At 74.2% G+C, this 18,118-nt stretch carries 14 protein-coding genes; 7 read left to right on the forward strand and 7 right to left on the reverse strand.

Annotation, left to right across the window (positions count from 1 at the left end):
* Nucleotides 1-2: 2 nt before the first annotated feature.
* On the reverse strand, nucleotides 3-1,493 hold the full coding sequence (locus GXW83_RS29250; protein WP_182446047.1) for a C40 family peptidase: 1,491 nt from the start codon (nucleotides 1,491-1,493) through the stop codon (nucleotides 3-5).
* Nucleotides 1,494-1,914: 421 nt separating this feature from the next.
* On the opposite strand from GXW83_RS29250, the gene GXW83_RS29255 reads away from it, so the two are divergent.
* Both GXW83_RS29255 and GXW83_RS29260 read left to right on the forward strand, forming a co-directional pair.
* On the forward strand, nucleotides 1,915-3,099 hold the full coding sequence (locus GXW83_RS29255; protein WP_182446048.1) for an inorganic phosphate transporter: 1,185 nt from the start codon (nucleotides 1,915-1,917) through the stop codon (nucleotides 3,097-3,099).
* Between the two features lie 28 nt (nucleotides 3,100-3,127).
* Nucleotides 3,128-3,355, forward strand: coding sequence for a hypothetical protein (locus tag GXW83_RS29260; protein ID WP_182446049.1), 228 nt, complete (start codon nucleotides 3,128-3,130; stop codon nucleotides 3,353-3,355).
* A 111-nt stretch (nucleotides 3,356-3,466) separates the two neighbouring features.
* Here the strand turns inward: GXW83_RS29260 and GXW83_RS29265 are convergent, their stop codons facing one another.
* The 3 genes from GXW83_RS29265 to xylB all read right to left on the reverse strand — a co-directional run bounded on the left by GXW83_RS29265 (nucleotide 3,467) and on the right by xylB (nucleotide 7,373).
* Nucleotides 3,467-4,522, reverse strand: a complete 1,056-nt coding sequence (locus GXW83_RS29265; RefSeq protein ID WP_182446050.1) for an ABC transporter permease — start codon at nucleotides 4,520-4,522, stop codon at nucleotides 3,467-3,469.
* Nucleotides 4,523-4,619: 97 nt separating this feature from the next.
* Complete coding sequence (locus GXW83_RS29270) at nucleotides 4,620-5,780, reverse strand: ROK family transcriptional regulator (protein ID WP_225447573.1); 1,161 nt, start codon at nucleotides 5,778-5,780, stop codon at nucleotides 4,620-4,622.
* Between the two features lie 180 nt (nucleotides 5,781-5,960).
* Nucleotides 5,961-7,373 carry a xylulokinase gene (gene xylB, locus GXW83_RS29275; protein WP_182446052.1) on the reverse strand — a complete coding sequence of 471 codons (1,413 nt, stop codon included), beginning with the start codon at nucleotides 7,371-7,373 and terminating at the stop codon, nucleotides 5,961-5,963.
* Nucleotides 7,374-7,496: 123 nt separating this feature from the next.
* Between xylB and xylA the strand changes: the two genes are divergently transcribed.
* The gene (gene xylA / locus GXW83_RS29280) at nucleotides 7,497-8,666 is read left to right on the forward strand and encodes a xylose isomerase (RefSeq protein ID WP_182446053.1); all 1,170 of its coding nucleotides are present in this window, start codon (nucleotides 7,497-7,499) and stop codon (nucleotides 8,664-8,666) included.
* A 125-nt stretch (nucleotides 8,667-8,791) separates the two neighbouring features.
* On the opposite strand, the gene GXW83_RS29285 is transcribed toward xylA, so the two are convergent.
* On the reverse strand, nucleotides 8,792-9,544 hold the full coding sequence (locus GXW83_RS29285) for an enoyl-CoA hydratase/isomerase family protein (RefSeq protein ID WP_182447630.1): 753 nt from the start codon (nucleotides 9,542-9,544) through the stop codon (nucleotides 8,792-8,794).
* 145 nt (nucleotides 9,545-9,689) lie between these two features.
* On the opposite strand from GXW83_RS29285, the gene GXW83_RS29290 reads away from it, so the two are divergent.
* Together GXW83_RS29290 and GXW83_RS29295 are read left to right on the forward strand one after the other, a co-directional pair.
* Nucleotides 9,690-10,493: a polysaccharide deacetylase family protein gene (locus tag GXW83_RS29290; RefSeq protein ID WP_182446054.1), complete on the forward strand. Its 804-nt coding sequence runs from the start codon at nucleotides 9,690-9,692 to the stop codon at nucleotides 10,491-10,493.
* Nucleotides 10,493-11,953: a hypothetical protein gene (locus GXW83_RS29295; RefSeq protein ID WP_370466798.1), complete on the forward strand. Its 1,461-nt coding sequence runs from the start codon at nucleotides 10,493-10,495 to the stop codon at nucleotides 11,951-11,953. Before GXW83_RS29290 ends, GXW83_RS29295 begins: the two co-directional genes overlap by 1 nt.
* A 43-nt stretch (nucleotides 11,954-11,996) precedes the next feature.
* Here the strand turns inward: GXW83_RS29295 and GXW83_RS29300 are convergent, their stop codons facing one another.
* Both GXW83_RS29300 and lon read right to left on the reverse strand, forming a co-directional pair.
* Nucleotides 11,997-13,424: an FtsW/RodA/SpoVE family cell cycle protein gene (locus GXW83_RS29300; protein ID WP_182446055.1), complete on the reverse strand. Its 1,428-nt coding sequence runs from the start codon at nucleotides 13,422-13,424 to the stop codon at nucleotides 11,997-11,999.
* Nucleotides 13,425-13,540: 116 nt separating this feature from the next.
* Nucleotides 13,541-16,039 carry an endopeptidase La gene (gene lon, locus GXW83_RS29305; protein WP_182446056.1) on the reverse strand — a complete coding sequence of 833 codons (2,499 nt, stop codon included), beginning with the start codon at nucleotides 16,037-16,039 and terminating at the stop codon, nucleotides 13,541-13,543.
* 254 nt (nucleotides 16,040-16,293) lie between these two features.
* Here lon and GXW83_RS29310 point away from each other — a divergent pair, with 254 nt between their 5' ends.
* Nucleotides 16,294-17,238 carry a ribose-phosphate pyrophosphokinase gene (locus GXW83_RS29310; protein WP_182446057.1) on the forward strand — a complete coding sequence of 315 codons (945 nt, stop codon included), beginning with the start codon at nucleotides 16,294-16,296 and terminating at the stop codon, nucleotides 17,236-17,238.
* 67 nt (nucleotides 17,239-17,305) lie between these two features.
* Nucleotides 17,306-18,016, forward strand: a complete 711-nt coding sequence (locus GXW83_RS29315; RefSeq protein ID WP_182446058.1) for a spermidine synthase — start codon at nucleotides 17,306-17,308, stop codon at nucleotides 18,014-18,016.
* Nucleotides 18,017-18,118 lie beyond the last annotated feature (102 nt).

The following is an 18,118-nucleotide window of genomic DNA, read 5'->3' on the forward strand; positions in this document are numbered from 1 at the left end:
CGTCAGCCTCGGCCCGAGGCGGAGGCCGAGGCCGGGCCGGACGCCGGGCCCGAGGCCGGGCCCGAGGCCGGGTCCGTCGCCGCCGCCGAGTGGGAGGCGGACGGCCCGGCCGAGGCCGGGGCGGAGGCGGAGTCCGACGGCGTCGGGGAGGCCGGAGCGGACGGCGCGGACGACGGCGATCCGGACGGCGGGCCCGAGGGCTTGCCGCTGGGCGTCGGCTTCGGCGTGGGCTTGGCGGACGGCGGCGCGGTGGGCCTGGTCGGCGGCTTGGGCTTGGTCGGGGGCTTCGGCTTGGTCGGCGCGGGCGGCGGCGTCGGCGCGATCGGCAGCGGCTTGGTCGCCGACGGCGGGATGACCGGCGGCTGGTAGCTGCCGAGCGAGGAGGCGCCGGAGTCCGGCCGGACCGCGCCGAGGATGGGGTTGGCCGCGATCGGCTCGACGTCCACCACGCCGCCGGGCCGCGGCGCCTCGATCACCTGGCCGTCGCCGATGTAGAGCGCCACATGGCTGGCGCCGGAGAAGTAGATGATCAGATCGCCGGGCCGGAGCGCGTCCAGGGCCACGTGCGGCAGGTCGGCCCACTGCTCCTCGCTGGTGCGGGGGATCGCCACGCCCGCGCTCAGCCACGCCTGCGAGGTCAGCCCGGAGCAGTCGAAGCCCTGGGCGTACGGGCCGATGCCGCCCCAGACGTAGGGCGCGCCGAGCTGGGCGAAGGCGAAGGCGATGGCCTGGGCCCCGGCCTGGGAGGGCTTGGCGTCGTCCTTGCCGAGGATGCCGGAGGCGAGGAAGGCCAGCTGGGCGGCGTTGGCGTCCTTCTGCTCCAACTGCGACAGCTCCTGCTTCTGCGCCCCGGTGAGCGTGGAGACCTGCTGCTCGACGGAGGCCAGCTGCTTGTTGATCGCCGTCCGCTGCACGCCCTCCTCCTTGAGCAGCTGGGCGGCGTGCTGCTTGGCGGTGTCGGCGGCCTGCTTGGCGGCGAGCAGCGCCTTCTGGTCGCTCTTGAGCTGCGCGACGAAGGCCGCCTGCGAGCGGCCGACCATGGAGAGCAGCTCCTGGGTGTGCATGGCCTGCTCGGGGTCGCTGGCCAGCAGCAGTTCGCCGAGCTGCGACAGGCCGCCGTTGCGGTACTGGGCGTCGGCGATCTCCCCGGCGAGCGTGACGCCGTCGTCCACCTGCGCCTGCGAGTTCTGGACCTGGACCTCGAGGGCGTCGTCGTCGGCCTGCGCCTGGACCAGCTGCTCGGCGAGCGAGTCGTACTTCTGGGTCTCTACCTCGGCCTGCTGGTAGGTGGAGTGGAGCCGGTTCAGGATCGGCTGGAGCGAGGCCTCGGCCTGGGTCAGGGTCTGCGCGTCGACGGTCCCGGCCGTGCCCTCGCCGCTGCCGGCGGCGTAGGCGGCGGGCGCCACGACCAGCGGGAGCGCCGCCAGCGCGGCGGCTACCAGCAGCGCGCCGCAGCGCAGCACCCCGGCCAGCCAGGGCCGTGCCTGTTCCACCCGACGAGCCCGGCCCGCCCCGCGCATGACCAGCACCTGTTCCCCCTCCGCCCTGCGTTTCCCGGCATCCCTGACGCACCGGGCGCCTCGGCGTCCCGTGGTACGCGGTCGTCCCTTGACCGCGCCCGGGGCCGCCCGGCCCCCAGCGATCCTGCCATGGAGGCGCTGGAAGCGGCAGACCGCCTCCGGATTCTCATGCGTTCTACAGACAGTCCGCCTCCGGAGGACGCCTCCGGGACACCTGGGCGGTGTGACACATCTCTCGTCCGGCTGCGGAGTGATCCGTGTACTTCCCAGGCTGCGCGCCCTTTTCGCCCCGGTTGCGCGGCCGCATCAACTGCACATAGGCCGTCAGTTCACTTTCCGTTCATCCAGAATGCCTACGGTCTGCTCGACTCTTCCGCTGAGAGATTGTTTGGTAATGGAACACATGACGTTCCTGGTGACTGTCGTGATCATCACGGCCCTCGCCTTCGACTTCACCAACGGCTTCCACGACACCGCCAACGCGATGGCCACCTCCATCGCCACCGGCGCCCTGCGACCGAAGGTCGCGGTCGCGCTCTCCGGGGTCCTGAACCTGGCCGGGGCGTTCCTGTCGGTGGAGGTCGCCAAGACGATCTCCGGCGGGATCATTCAGGAGAGTTCCGGGATCAGGCCCCAGGTGGTGTTCGCCGCCCTGATCGGGGCGATCCTGTGGAACCTGGTCACCTGGCTGCGCGGCATCCCGTCGAGCTCCTCGCACGCCCTATACGGCGGGCTGATCGGCGCCACGCTGGTCGCGGTGGGCATGCACGGGGTGGTGTTCTCGGTCGTGGTCACCAAGATCATCATTCCGGCGGTGGCCTCGCCGGTCGTGGCAGGAGTCGCCGCCTGGGGCGCCACCAAGACCGCCTACCGGATCACCCGCAAGGGCCGGGGCAGCGCCACCGGGAAGGGCTTCAAGGCCGGGCAGATCGCCTCCGCCTCGCTGGTCTCGCTGGCGCACGGCACCAACGACGCGCAGAAGACCATGGGCGTGATCACGCTGACGCTGGTCGCCGCCGGCGTGGTCGCGCCGCACTCGGCCCCGCCGCTGTGGGTCATCGTCTCCTCCGGTGCCGCCATCGCGGCCGGCACCTACATCGGCGGCTGGCGGATCATCCGCACCCTGGGCAAGGGCATCACCGACATCGCCGCCCCGCAGGGCTTCACCGCCCAGACCGCCTCGGCGACCGTCATCCTGACCTCCTCGCACATGGGCTACGGCCTGTCCACCACCCACGTCTGCTCCGGCGGGATCATGGGCGCGGGCAAGGGCGGTCCGACCGGCGTGGTCCACTGGTCCACCGCGCGCCGGATGGCCTACGCCTGGTGCCTGACCCTGCCCGCCGCGGGCGCGCTGGGCGGCCTGGGCGCGTTCCTGGCCGACCGGGGCACCTGGGGCGTGGTGCTGCTGGGCCTGATCGGCGCCGGCCTCTCGGCCTGGATCTACCTGCTGAACCGCCGCCGCCCGGTCGACGCGGCCTCCCTGGCCGCCGACGAGCAGGCCCCGGCGCCGGTTCCGGCCGCCGTTCCCACCACGGCCGCCACCCCGGCCGCCGCAGCCGACGTCGTCGCGGCCTGAGCGCCCGCACGGATCTGGAGTCCCGACCATGAAGATCAACTGGGCCGCTCTCGGCAGCACCTTCGGCGTCAGCGTCGTCATCAGCCTCGCCGTCGTCGCCGCCTTCTGCTTCGGCGTCTCGGCGTTGGCGCGCCGCGAGGAGGCACTCGCGGACGGCGCGGCCGGGCGCGGCACGGCCGCCCTCGGCGGCGCCGTGCTCTGCTTCGCGCTCTGCGCGGCGGCCGTCGGCTACGGCCTGTACGTCATCGCCGGCTGAGCCCGGCGCCCCGGGCCCCCGGCCCGCAGCACAGCACGCCCGCAGCGCAGCACGCCGAAGGGCCCGCCGGACGTCCGGCGGGCCCTTCGGCGCTGTCCGTGCGGGCTGCCGCTAGGCCATGGTCTCCTCCGCCGCCCGGCCGCCCCGGGGCTTGAAGTCGGTGGCCAGCAGCGAGACGGCCGTGCCGACCACCGCCCACACCACCAGCACCAGCAGCGGGGCGAGGATCCTGGTCCCGCCGAAGTACGCGATCGAGCGGACCACCGACGTCGCCGCGCCGTTGGGCAGCCAGGGGCCGATCACCCGCCAGAACGGCGGCAGCAGCGGCGGCGGGTAGACGCCGCCCGCGCTGGGATTGCCGAGCACCACGAACAGCAGCACCGCCAGCCCGATGCCGACGATGCCGAACAGGCACTCCAGCGCCATGGTGAAGGTCCCCACGGCGAAGACCAGCAGCGCGCCGACGCCCCACAGCCCGAGCAGGCTGCCCGGCAGCGCGTTCAGCACCGGGCCGATGATCACCGCCCCGCCGAGCCCGGCGGCGACCGAGTACAGCGCCAGCACGCCCAGCCGGATCACCGCCCGGGAGCGGTTGGCCGGGCGCGCACCGGCGCTGATGCCGAGGATCGACGCGACCAGGTAGCCGCCCACGCACCAGCCCACCACCAGGTAGAACGAGGAGAGCCCGCTCTGGTCGCCCGCCGCCAGCGGCTCCACGTCCACCACCGCCAGGGTGCGGTGCTGGGTCGCCTCGACCCGGGTCACCACCTGCTGGATGGCCGAGGCCAGCGCCGGGCCGGTGGCGTCGGCCACCAGCAGGGTGTCCCGGTTTCCGTTCGGGTTGACCAGCAGCGCCGAGTAGACCTTGCGGTCGTGGATCTGCTGACGGGCCGTCGCCTCGTCCGCGACCGCCCGGGCGTCCAGCTCCTTGCCGGGCAGCGCGTTGAGCCGGCTCACCAGCTGGCCGCTGACCTGCGCCGGGGCCACCACGGCGATGGACGCCCGGTGCGGGTGCGGGTGGTGCAGCGCACCCACGTAGGAGACGATGAAGCCGAACTGCAGCAGCAGCGTGCCGATGACCAACAGCGCCGCGCGCCCGGTCACCGCGTCCCGAAGCTCTCCGCGGAATCCCCGCTCGCGGCTCGCGCCGCCCAGTCCACTCGACATGCTGACGATCCGTCCATTCGGGCCAAGGTGTTCAAATCACAACATTCGTAACACCCGTCTGCCCGGCCCGGCGCGATCCACGCCGGGGTCCGGCGGACTATCCGGCGCTTCGGGGCGGTCCGGACGCCGCCGCCGAGCCCGGATCGTCCAGGATCCGACGGATCGTCACCAGCGCCGCGCCCAGCAGCGGTCCGCGCCGGCCCAGGGCCGAGACCGTCAGCAGCTCCGGCCGCCACGGCCGGACCAGCACCCGCCCGGCCAGCTCCCGGCGCATGCCCGGCAGCAGCCACGCGCCCAGCTCGGCGTAGGCCCCGCCGAGGACGACCGCGGCCGGGTCCACCAGGTTGACCGCGCCGGACAGCGCGGTGCCCAGGGCCGTCCCGGCCTGCTCCAGCGCGGCCAGCACCCGCGGCTCCCCGGCGGCGGCGCGCGCGGCGAGCAGCCCCACCTGGTCCTCCGGCGCCGGATCGAGACCGGCGGCGGCCAGCACCGCCTGCTCGCCCGCGTACTGCTCCAGGCAGCCGCGCGCGCCGCAGGCGCAGTCGGGGCCGTCCGGGCGGACCGGGACGTGGCCCAGCTCCCCGGCGAAGCCGCGCGCGCCCCGGAACAGGCGTCCGCCGACGACCAGGGCCGCGCCGATGCCCGCCTCCGCCGAGACGTGCACCACGTCCAGTGCCCCGCCCTGCCACAGCTCGGCCAGCGCGCCCAGGTTGGCCTCGTTCTCGGCCACCAGCGGCAGCCCGAGCAGTGTCCCGGGCAGCTCCAGCGCGCTCCAGCCGAGGTTGGGTGCGCGGACCACGGTACCGGTGGCCGCGTCCACCAGGCCGGGCACGGCGAGCGTCGCGCCGACCGGGCGCAGCCCGAGACCGCGCGCCTCGGCGGTGACCCGCTCCGCCAGCCCGGCGAGCTCGGCCAGCACGGCGTCGGCCGGACGCCCCCGGTTGGCGGCGGGCAGCCGGGCCTCGGCCCGGACCTCGCCGCGGAGGTCCACCACGCAGGCGGCCAGGTGCTCGACGCCGACCTCCAGCCCCAGGCCGGCCGGTCCGCGCGGGCTGAGCGCCAGCGCGTTGCCGGGGCGGCCCACCCGCCCGCTGGGGGCCGGGCCGAGCTCCACCACCAGGCCGCCCTGCAGCAGCTCGACGACCAGGCTGGAGACGGCGGCCCTGGTCAGTCCGGTGGCCGCGGCGGCGTCGGCGCGGGACAGCGGGCCGTGCGCGGCGACCGCGCCCAGCACCAGCGCCAGGTTCTGCCGCCGCATGCCCTGCTGGGAGGCCGGCCCGGGGCCGCCCCCGGGCCGGGCAGCGGCAGCGGCCGGTACGGCAGCAGTCGTTGCGGCAGTTGCCTCGGCTGCGGCTGCGGCTGCTTCGGCTGCGGCTGCTTCGGCTGCTGCGTTGGCGCGGTCATCGCTCGGCATCGGACCCCCGTGTCACGATCGTGGTCAGGACTCGAACAGTGTCCCGGACCGGCGCAGCGTGTCCACCATGCGCTCCAGTGCCTCGGTGTCGCGCGGCAGCGGCTCCAGCAGCTCCCCCTCGGCGGTGCCCCAGCGCCGGGCGACCTCGTCCGCGCGCTCCCCGGTGAGCAGGCCCGCCGCCTGCGCCGCCGCGCCCAGGGCCACCAGCTCCTCGGCGGCCGGGATGCGCACCGGGCGTCCGGACAGCCGCCGTACCGTCTGCTGCCAGGCCCGGCCGCGCGCACCCCCGCCGATCAGCAGCAGCTCGCCGCCGGTGCCCTCGGCGGTCTCCGCGCCGCCCGCCGCCAGCACCTGGTCCAGCGCGGCGAGCAGGGAGAAGGCCGCGCCGTCGTAGGCGGCCTGGAGCAGCTGTCCGGGGGTGGTGTCGTGGCGCAGGCCGTGGAACAGCGCGGAGGCGTACGGCAGGTCCGGGGTGCGCTCGCCGTCGAAGTACGGCAGGACGACGGCGCTGCCGCCGGGCTCGACGGCCTCCCGGTCGCGGCCGATCAGCGCGGCGACCCGGTCCACGGCGAGCGTGCAGTTGAGCGTGCAGGCCAGCGGCAGCCAGGCGTCCAGCGCGTCGGCGAAGCCGCAGACGGTGCCGCCCGCGTCGGCGGGCCGCCCCGGGGTGACCGCGTAGACCGTGCCGGAGGTGCCGAGGCTGAGCACCGGGACGCCGGGGCGCAGCCCGAGCCCGAGCGCCGCGGCCATGTTGTCCCCGGTCCCGGCGGCGACCAGGGCCCCGGCGGGCAGCGGCAGCCCGGGCAGCACCGACCCGGCGGGCTGCCCCGCGCCGACGACGCGGGGCAGCATGGACTCGGTCAGCCCGAGCCGGGCGAGCAGCTCGGTGTCGTAGCCGTCCGGGGTCCACCAGCCGGTGCCGGAGGCGTCGCCTCGGTCGGTGGCGGCAACGCCGGTCAGCCGCTCGGTGAGGTAGTCGTGCGGCAGCCGGACGGCGGCGGTGCGGTCGGCGGCCTCGGGCTCGTGCTCGCGCAGCCACTGCCACTTGGCGGCGGTGAAGGAGGCCCCGGGGACGCTTCCGGCCCGCCGGGCCCAGGTCTCGGCTCCGCGCTCGGCGACCAGGGCGGCGGCCTGCGGCGCGGAGCGGACGTCGTTCCACAGCAGCGCGGGCCGGACCGGCTCGCCCGCCCGGTCCAGGGTGACCAGCCCGTGCTGCTGGCCGCCGACGGAGACGGCGGCGGCCCGGTCGGCGTGGCCGGTCCCGGCGACGGCCTCGCCCAGCGCCCGCCACCACTCGCGCGGGTCGCTCTCGCGGCCCGCGCCACCGCTGACGGTGTGCCCGGCGCGGCCCCGTCCGAGCACCGCGCCGCTGTCCACGTCCACGGCGAGGGCCTTGGTCGACTGCGTCGAGCTGTCGATCCCGATGACCACCTGCACGACTGCCTCCTTGCGTCCGGGGTTCCTTCCCCCGGGGGCTTCCCCTCCGGGCGGTCTGATACTAATTTGTTTTGTGCGATGACGAATAGCCCCCGGCCGCACCCCTCACCAGCTGGAGCCGACATGACCGCCCTCATCCCCACCCCCGACGACAGGTTCACCTTCGGTCTGTGGACCGTCGGCTGGCAGGGCCGCGACCCCTTCGGCGACGCCACCCGCCCGGCGCTGGACCCGGTGGAGTCCGTCGCCCGCCTGGCCGAGCTGGGCGCCTACGGCGTCACCTTCCACGACGACGACCTGATCCCCTTCGGCAGCGACGACGCCGCCCGTGAGGCCCACGTCAAGCGCTTCCGCCAGGCCCTGGACGCCACCGGCCTCAAGGTGCCGATGGCCACCACCAACCTGTTCACCCACCCGGTCTTCAAGGACGGCGCCTTCACCGCCAACGACCGCGACGTCCGCCGCTTCGCCCTGCGCAAGACCATCCGCAACATCGACCTCGCGGTCGAGCTCGGCGCCACCACCTACGTCGCCTGGGGCGGCCGCGAGGGCGCCGAATCCGGCGCGGCCAAGGACGTCCGGGTCGCCCTGGACCGCCTCAAGGAGGCGTTCGACCTGCTCGGCGACTACGTCGTCGACCAGGGCTACGACCTGCGCTTCGCCATCGAGCCCAAGCCCAACGAGCCGCGCGGCGACATCCTGCTGCCCACCGTCGGCCACGCCCTGGCCTTCATCAACTCCCTGGAGCACGCCGACCGGGTCGGCCTGAATCCGGAGGTCGGCCACGAGCAGATGGCCGGGCTCAACTTCCCGCACGGCATCGCCCAGGCGCTGTGGCACGGCAAGCTGTTCCACATCGACCTCAACGGCCAGTCCGGCATCAAGTACGACCAGGACCTGCGCTTCGGCGCCGGCGACCTGCGCCAGGCGTTCTGGCTGGTCGACCTGCTGGAGTCGGCCGGCTACACCGGCCCGCGCCACTTCGACTTCAAGCCCCCGCGCACCGAGGACATGGACGGCGTCTGGGCCTCCGCCGCCGGGAACATGCGCAACTACCTGGCACTGAAGCAGAAGGCCGCGGACTTCCGGGCCGACCCCGCCGTCCGGGCCGCCCTGCGCGCCGCCCGCCTGGACGACCTGGCCCGGCCCACCCTGGCCGAGGGCGAGACCCTGGCCGGGCTGCTGGCCGACCGCTCCGCCTACGAGGACTTCGACGCCGACGCCGCCGCCGAGCGCGGCATGGCCTTCGAGCAGCTGGACCAGCTCGCCCTGGACCACCTGCTCGGCATCTGACCCGCCGCCCCACCGCCCCGCCCGCTCCCGTCCGCACCCGTCCGCACCGCCTGCTCCCGTCCGCACCGCCGCCGGGAGCGGGCAGGCCGGGCGGAGCAGGCGGGGGCGCGGGTCCGCCCGTCCGCTCAGAACCTCGGCGGGCGCCGCTCCAGGAAGGCCGCCAGGCCCTCCGCCACATCCGGCGCGGTGCGCGACGCCCGCTCCCACCCGGCCACCGCCGCCTGCGGGTCGCGGCCCTCGGCCACCGCCGCCACCACCTCCTTGACCGCGCCCAGGGTCTGCGCCGAGCGCTGCGCCAGGGTCCGCGCGAACTCCAGCGCCCGCGCCTCCACGTCCTCGGCCACGACCTCCACCAGGCCGAAGGCCAGTGCCTGCTCCGCCGTCACCAGCTCCCCGGAGAACAGCAGGTACTTCGCCCGCGCCGGGCCCAGCAGCCGGGCCAGCCGGGCGGTCGGCACGGCCGGGTAAACGATGCCCAGCTTGGCCGGGGTGATCCCGAGCCGGGCCCGGGGCTCGGCGAAGCGCAGGTCGCAGGCGACCGCCAGCTGGCAGCCGCCGCCCACGCAGGCGCCCCGGACCACCGCCAGCGTCGGGTGCGGGAAAGCCGCCAGCGCCTCCTCCGCCCGCACATTGACGGCGTGGTAGGCGTCCGCGGTGTCCGGGTCGGCGTAGACGGTGCGCAGCTCGCCGATGTCGGCGCCCGCGCTGAAGGTCCCACCCGCCCCGGTCACCAGCAGTGCCCGCAGGCCCGGTTCGGCCGCCAACTGCCGCAGCAGCTCCGGCAGCGCCCCCCACATGGCCGAGGTGAGGGCATTGCGTTTTTCCGGCCGGTCCAGCGTGAGCACGGCGATCCCGTCGTCCCCCAGCGCCGCCCGCAGCCCGGGAACCCCGTACGCCAGCTCCTTGCGTCCCTCGTGCACCGCTCGCTCCCCACCCACTCGACCGCTCCCGCCGAGCGCCACTGTACGGTCCGCCGCCCCCGCTCACCGTGCGCAATCGGACGATCACCATACGATTGTCCCAATGAGCCCTCTTGAGCGTCGTGACCTCCTGCGACTGGCCGCCCTGGGCGCGGCCGGTTCGCTCACCGCCGCCTGCGCGGACGGATCCGCCCGCAGCGCGGCGGTGCAGCCGTCCCCCGTCCGCAGCACGCCCTCGGCCGGGACCGCCGCGGCTGCGGGCAGCGCCGCCCCCGGTCCGGCCGGGCTCCCCCGACTGGCCGCCGGGCTGCCCTTCGAGATCGGCACCGGTCCGCGCGACCGCCCGGCGGTCGCGCTCACCTTCCACGGCCAGGGCGATCCGGCGATCGCCGGATCGCTGCTGGCCGAGGCCGAGCGGGCGGGCGCCCGGGTCACCGTGCTGGCCGTCGGCAGCTGGCTGGACGAGCAGCCGCAGATGGCCCGGCGCATCCTCGACGGCGGCCACGAACTGGGCAACCACACCCAGAACCACGGCGCCATCTCCACCATGAGCGCCGACGACGCCTACCAGGAGATCGCCCGCTGCGCGCAGCGGCTCACCCGGCTCACCGGAACGCCCGGACGCTGGTTCCGGCCGTCGCAGGCCCAGGACTGCACGGCCACCGTCGCCGCCCAGGCCCGCCGTGCGGGCTACGCGCACTGCCTCAGCTACGACCTGGACTCGCTCGACTACACCGACCCCGGGCCGGACGCCGTGACCCGCACCGTGCTGGACGCGGTCCGGCCGGGGTCGGTGGTCAGCCTGCACTTCGGGCACACCGGCACCGTCGCCGCCCTGCCCGCCATCCTCGACGGCCTGCACCAGCGCGGACTCCGCGCGGTCACAACCTCGGAGCTGCTCAGCTGATGTCCACCTCCGCCTCCCCCTCCGCGCCCCAGCCCGAACCCCGGCCGAAGAAGGCCCGCCCGGGAAAGCCCCGCGCCAGGAAGCCCCAGCCGAACCGGGCCCGCCCCCAGACATCGGCTCAGGCGGCAGCCCCGGCCCAGGCACCGGCTCCGGCCGCAGCCCCGGCCGCGCCCGGCCCCGTGCCGCAGCCCGCCGTACAGCCGCAGCCCGCGCCGGTCGCCGCCGCGGCCGCCGCCCCGCCGCCGCGCGCCGGGCGGGTGCTGCTGGCGGTGGCAGTGGCCACGCTGCTGGCCGGCAGCGGCCTGGCGCTCAGCGCCTGCGGCGGCCACGCCAAGCCGCAGGCATGGCAGCCGATGACGGCGGTGGCCGCGCAGGCCGGTGGTCCGGGCATCGCCGACCTGCACAACGGCTTCCCGCTGGGCGCCGCTGCGGGGCTGCCCGGTATGCCGCCGCTGCTCTCCCCCACCGACGTCTACGCCGCCGACCGGCCGAACGTGCTCTCGCCGGTGGTGCAGAAGTTCCCCTCCCGGATCTACGTGCCCAACACCCTGTCAAACACGGTCACCGTGATCGACCCGGCCACCTACAAGGTGATCGACACCATCCCGGTCGGCCACGAGCCGCAGCACGTCGTCCCGTCCTGGGATCTGAAGACGCTGTGGGTCAACAACGACCTCGGCAACAGCCTCACCCCGATCGACCCGGCCACCGGCGCCGTCGGCAAGGCGGTCGACGTGCACGACCCCTACAACCTGTACTTCACCCCGGACGGCAAGTACGCGGTGGTGATGGCCTCCAACGACCATGCCCTGGTGTTCCGGGACGCGCACACCATGAAGCTGGTCAAGTCGGTGCCCTCGCAGTGCGCGGGCGTCAACCACGCCGACTTCTCGCCGGACGGCCGCTACTTCATCGTCTCCTGCGAGTTCTCCGGCGACCTGCTCAAGGTGGACACGGCGAAGATGGAGGTCGTCGCCAAGCAGAAGATCCCCATCGACGGCTCCATGCCGCAGGACGTCAAGATCTCCCCGGACGGCAAGGTCTGGTACATCGCCGACATGATGGCCGACGGCGTCTGGGAGCTGAACGGCGACACCTTCGCCGCCCCGACGCTGCTGAAGACCGGGGCCGGGGCGCACGGCCTGTACGTCAGCCGGGACTCCAAGTCCCTCTACATCTCCAACCGGGGCGAGGGCTCGGTCTCGGTCCTGGACTTCGCCACCGGCAAGCTGGTGCACAAGTGGTGGATCCCCGGCGGCGGCAGCCCGGACATGGGCGGCGTCTCCGCCGACGGCAAGGTGCTGTGGCTCTCCGGCCGCTACAACGCCGAGGTGTACGCCATGTCCACCACGGACGGCCGGCTGCTCGCCCGCATCCCGGTCGGCGACGGCCCGCACGGGCTGTGCGTCTACCCGCAGCCGGGCCGCTACTCGCTGGGGCACACCGGCGTCTTCCGCTGAGCCGCCCGGCCGCCCCGTGCGGCCGGGCGGCCGCCCCCGGCGGTCAGTGTTCCATTTCGGCCCGGGCGGCGGCGATCTCCTCCGGCGAGATGGTGAGCGTCTCCGACGGGTCGGGCACGGGCTCCAGCTCGGTCCGCCCGGCGGCGTCGCTGAGCTTGATCATCAGCGCCACCATGATCCAGTTGGCCACCATCGACGACCCGCCCTGGGCCAGGAACGGCAGCGCCTTCCCGGTCTCCGGGATCAGCCCGATGACCCCGCCGACCACCACGAACACCTGCAGCACCAGGCCGGCGGCCAGACCGCCGGCCATCAGCTTGCCGAAGGGGTCGGTGAGCCGGATCGAGGTGCGCAGGCTGCGCTCGGCCATCAGCACGTACAGCATGATGATCACCATCACCCCGGCGGTGCCCAGTTCCTCGCCGAAGGAGGCGACGATCCAGTCGCTCTGCCCGGCGAAGCCGATCAGCCAGGGCTGCCCCTCGCCCAGGCCGGTGCCGAGGAAACCGCCGTGGCCGAGCGAGAACAGCGCCTGCGCCTGCTGCGGCGACATGGTCGAGCCGGTCTTGAACGCGTCCATCGGGTGCAGCCAGCCGGTGACCCGGGCCCCGACGTGCGGGGAGAGCGAGCCCACCACATACGCGCCGCCGGTGGCCAGCGCCACACCGAGGATCACCCACCCGGTGCGCTCGGTGGCGATGTACAGCATGATGACGAAGATGCCGAAGATGATCAGCGAGGTGCCGAGGTCCACCTCGAAGATCAGCACCAGCAGGCACACCGCCCAGATGACCAGGATCGGGCCCAGGTTGCGGCCCCGGGGGAAGCTGACCCCCCAGACCTTGCGGCCGACCAGCGCCAGCGCGTCCCGGTTGGCCATCAGGTAGCTGGCGAAGAAGATCACGATCGAGATCTTGGTGAACTCGGCCGGCTCGAACTGGAGCGGCCCGATGTAGATCCACCGCCGGGCGCCGAAGGTGGCCGGGAAGAAGGCGGGCCCGATCAGCAGCACCAGCGAGGCCGCCATCAGCACGTAGGTGTAGCGCTGCAGCACCCGGTGGTGCTTGATCACCACCACGCAGCCCAGGAACACCGCCACGCCGATGACCAGCCACTGGATCTGCCCCCCGATGAGGGGGACGTAGCCCTGGTACTCCTTGCCGTAGGAGACGTCCAGGCGCTTGATCATCATCAGGCCCAGGCCGCTGAGCAGCACCGTGATCGGCAGTATCAGCGGGTCGGCGTAGGCCGCCCAGCGCCGGACGACCATGTGCGCCGCCAGCGCCAGCACCGCGAAGCAGCCGACCTGCAGCACGAAGCCGCTGGGCAGCGCGCCCTTGAGCGCCAGCATCGCGTCCGCGTAGCCGAAAGCGGGAACGGCGACGGCGAACACGATCAGGACCAGTTCGAGATTGCGCTTGCGGCCGCTGCCCGGCCCCGGGCCTCGCGTCGCTGCCCCTCGTGCGCCCATCGTCCGAATCCACCCACCCCTACTCGCGTGAAGAACCGTCGCATTCTCGCAGGTCTCGCCCACTGGGTGGACGGCCCCCTCGAAGCGACGGTTCCTCCGCGGCCGGTTCGGTGCGGTTACGCCGCTGCGGCCTGGCGGCCGTTGGACTGGCCGGTGGGGCCGAACCTGCTGGTGGCGGGTTCGAGGGCCAGTTCAAGGGCCTGGCGGACGTCCGAGACCGGGTGGACGGTGAGCCGCTCCAGGACCTCGGCCGGGACGTCGTCCAGATCCGGGGCGTTGCGGGCCGGGATGAGCACGGTGGTGATCCCCGCCCGATCCGCCGCCAGCAGCTTCTGCTTGACGCCGCCGATCGGCAGCACCCGGCCGGTCAGCGAGACCTCGCCGGTCATGGCGACGTCCGGGCGGACCTTGCGGCCGGAGAGCAGCGAGGCCAGGGCCGTGGTCATGGTCACCCCGGCGCTCGGGCCGTCCTTGGGCACCGCCCCGGCCGGGACGTGCAGGTGGACGCCGCGGTCGCGGAGCGAGGTGACCGGCAGCTCCAGCTCGGCGCCGTGCGAGCGCAGGAAGGACAGCGCGATCTGCGCGGACTCCTTCATCACGTCGCCCAGCTGGCCGGTCAGCGCCAGCCCGGTGGAGCCGGTCTCCGGATCGGCCAGCGACGCCTCGATGTAGAGGACGTCCCCGCCCGCGCCGGTGACGGCCAGGCCGGTGGCGACGCCGGGGACGGCCGTGCGCCGCTCGCCGGGCTCCTGCGCCGCCTCGGGGGTGTGCCGGGGCCGGCCGATCAGCCCGCGCAGGTCGCCGACGGCGATGGTGCGCGGCAGCGCGGCCTCTCCCAGCTCCTGCTGCGCGGCGACCTTGCGCAGGATCCGGGCGACGGCCCGCTCCAGGCTGCGCACCCCGGCCTCGCGGGTGTACTCCCCGGCCAGGCTGCGCAGCACCTCCTCCTCGACCGTGACCTCGTCCGCGCCCAGCCCGGCCCGCTCCAGCTGCCGGGGCAGCAGGTGCTCGCGGGCGATGACGACCTTCTCGTCCTCGGTGTAGCCGTCCAGCCGGACCAGCTCCATCCGGTCGAGCAGGGCCTCCGGGATGGACTCCAGCACGTTGGCGGTGGCCAGGAAGACCACGTCCGAGAGGTCCAGCTCGACCTCCAGGTAGTGGTCGCGGAAGGTGTGGTTCTGCGCCGGGTCGAGCACTTCGAGCAGGGCCGCGGCCGGGTCGCCGCGGTAGTCGGAGCCGACCTTGTCGATCTCGTCCAGCAGCACCACCGGGTTCATCGACCCGGCCTCCTTGATGGCGCGGACGATGCGGCCGGGCAGCGCGCCGACGTAGGTGCGCCGGTGGCCGCGGATCTCGGCCTCGTCACGGACGCCGCCGAGCGAGACCCGGACGAAGGAGCGGCCCATGGCGCGGGCCACGGACTCGCCCAGCGAGGTCTTGCCGACCCCGGGCGGGCCGACCAGGGCCAGCACCGCGCCGCCCGCGCGCCGTCCGGAGGGCAGCCCGGCCTCGGACGGGGCGGCCCGATGGGCCTCGCCCTGCTGGGCCGCGCGCCGCTTGCGCACGGCCAGGTACTCCACGATCCGCTCCTTGACGTCGTCCAGGCCGAAGTGGTCGGCGTCGAGCACCGCGCGGGCCCCGGCGATGTCGTAGGCGTCCTCGCTGCGCTCGTTCCAGGGCAGCTCCAGGACGGTGTCCAGCCAGGTACGGATCCAGCTGCCCTCGGGGGAGGCGTCGGAGGAGCGCTCCAGCTTGTCGACCTCCTTCAGCGCGGCCTCGCGGACCTTCGCGGGCAGGTCGGCGCCCTCGACCCGGGCGCGGTAGTCCTCCTCCTCGGAGGAGGAGTCGCCCTCCAGGTCGGCCAGCTCCTTCTTCACCGCGTCCAGCTGGCGGCGCAGCAGGAACTCCTTCTGCTGCTTCTCCATGCCCTCCTGGACGTCCTTGCGGATGGTCTCGGCCACGTCCGCCTCGGCGAGGTGGTCGCGCAGCAGTTGCAGCGACAGCTTCAACCGGGCGGCCGGGTCCAGCTCCTCCAGCACGGCGACCTTCTCCGCGCCGCTGACGAAGGGGGCGTAGCCGATGTTGTCGGCCAGCTCGGAGACGTCCTCGATCTGGGCGACCCGGTCCACGATCTGCCAGGCGCCGCGCTTCTGCAGCCAGGTGGTGGTCAGCGCCTTGTACTCGCGGACCAGCTCGGCGACGGCCCCGGGGGCCTGGTCGGCCGGTGGCTCGTCGACGGCGGCGGCCTCCACCCACAGGGCGGCGCCGGGGCCGGTGGTGCCCGCGCCGATCCGCACCCGGCGGACACCGCGCACCAGCGCCGCCGGATCGCCGTCGGCGAGCCGGCCGACCTGCTCCACGGTGGCCAGCGTGCCGATCGCGCCGTAGGCGCCGTCGGTCCGGGGAACCAGCAGCACCCGCGCCTTGCGGGCGCCCGCGACCGTGCGGATGCCGGGGGCCTGCGCCCCCGGCTCGCGCACCGCCGCCTGGGCGGCCTCGATCACCGCGCGCACCTCGGCGTCGGACAGGTCGAGCGGAACGACCATGCCGGGCAGGACCGCGTCGTCGTCGAGCGGCAGCACCGGCAGGGTCAGCGGGTTGGACGTCGAAGCCATGATCTCTCCCCAGTCACCGAAGTTGAGTTACTTGGACTAAAGGAGATGGAGCCCGCTGGTGTTCCCAGGCCCTGTTCGCTGTGAGCGATCAGCTGTTCACCCGCTCGGACGACAGCCGACGGGCGGCCGTGCCGCCTTCGCTGCAACGTCCGGGCGGCCGGTTCCCATCCGGCTCCGGGGGCCCTTCGCTCCCGGCCGAATACGATGGTCGACAAGCCCGGCCGCAGTCCGACCGACCATGCAAGGAGCCGTTCGTGCGAGACATCGCCGTGTTCAGCGGTAGTGCCCACCCCGAGCTGGCCGCCGAGGTCTGTGCCCACCTGGGGGTGCCGCTGGCCCCGTCGCGGGTGAACCGGTTCGCCAACGACTGCCTGGAGGTGCAGCTGCAGGCGAACTGCCGGGAGCGCGACGTCTTCCTGATCCAGCCGCTGGTGACCCCGGTGCAGGAGAACCTGGTCGAGCTGCTGCTGATGTGCGACGCCGCGCGCGGCGCGTCGGCGGGCCGGATCACCGTGGTCATGCCGCACTACGCCTACGCCCGCTCGGACAAGAAGGACGCCCCGCGGATCTCCATAGGCGGCCGGCTGGTGGCCGACCTGCTGGTGACCTCGGGCGCCGACCGGGTGCTGGCGCTGACGCTGCACTCGCCGCAGGTGCACGGGTTCTTCTCGGTGCCGGTCGACCACCTGCACGCGCTGCGCGAGCTGGCCGCGCACTTCCGCCGCTACGACCTGTCCCACACCACCGTGGTCTCCCCCGACCTGGGCAACGCCAAGGAGGCCGCGGCCTTCGCCCGGCTGCTCGGGGCGCAGGTGGCGGCCGGGGCCAAGCAGCGGTTCGCCGACGACCGGGTCACCATCAGCTCGGTGATCGGCGACATCGCGGGCCGGGACGTGATCGTGCTGGACGACGAGATCGCCAAGGGCAGCACCGTGCTGGAGCTGCTGGACCGACTGCGGGAGCTGGGCGCCCGCTCGATCCGGGTGGCCTGCACCCACGGCCTGTTCACCGCCGGGGCACTGAAGCGGCTGTCCGACCAGCCGGACGTGCTGGAGATCGTCTGCACCAACACCGTTCCGGTCCCGGCCGGTGAGCGCACCGACAAGCTGCGGATCCTGTCGATCGCCCCGGCGCTGGCCGAGGCGGTGCGGCGGATCCACAACGGCGAGTCGGTGAGCGCCCTGTTCGATCCTTCCTGACCCGCGCCCCCGAACCGCGCCCCCGACACCCGCATCCCCCAGAGATCCAGCCCCAGGAGGCAGAGCCATGCCCGCCGCGTACCGCCCGACCGCACCGGCGACCGCACCCGAACTGCTGGACCGCCGGGACGGCCCGTACGGCGAGGTGGCGCTGCGCCGCCGGGGCGAGTGCTACGAGATCATTGCGAACGGCTGCTTCCTGATGGACACCTCGGACGGCCGCTCCGAACGGCTGCTGGTCAGCGCCGCGCTGGACGCGCTCGACCCGGCCGAGGCGCCCCGGCCGCACCTGCTGATCGGCGGCCTGGGCGTGGGCTTCTCGCTGGCCGAAGCGGCGGCCGACCCGCGCCCGGGCCGGATCACCGTGCTGGAGCGCGAGCAGGCGGTGATCGACTGGCACACCGTCGCCCCCGCCCCGCTGGCCGCCTTCGCCGGCGGCGGCCACGGCGATCCGCGCGTCCGGCTGGTCCAGGAGGACCTGCTGCACCACCTGCGGACCACCACCGCCCGCTATGACGCGCTGTGCCTGGACATCGACAACGGCCCGGACTGGACGGTCACCGACGCCAACGGCGGCCTCTACGGCTTCGTCGGGCTGACCGTCCTGCAGCGCGTGCTGAGCCCGGGGGGCGTGCTCGCGGTGTGGAGCGCCGCACCCGCGCCCGAGTTCGAGCAGCGGCTGCGGGCCCGCTTTCGGCAGGTGGACCGCGTCGAGGTGGACGTGAAAGTGGAACGCGGGGAGCCGGATGTGGTCTACCTGGCCTCCCGTCAGGCGTGAACTGCCGGTAGGGTCGTCGCGCTGAACCCCCCGAAGGGCCGGTTTATCCCTGACTGGCCCCCGGGGCGGCCTCCAGTACGTACGCTGCGACTGAACCGTCCG

This window comes from Streptacidiphilus sp. PB12-B1b (assembly GCF_014084125.1).
In the GTDB taxonomy this organism is placed as follows: domain Bacteria; phylum Actinomycetota; class Actinomycetes; order Streptomycetales; family Streptomycetaceae; genus Streptacidiphilus.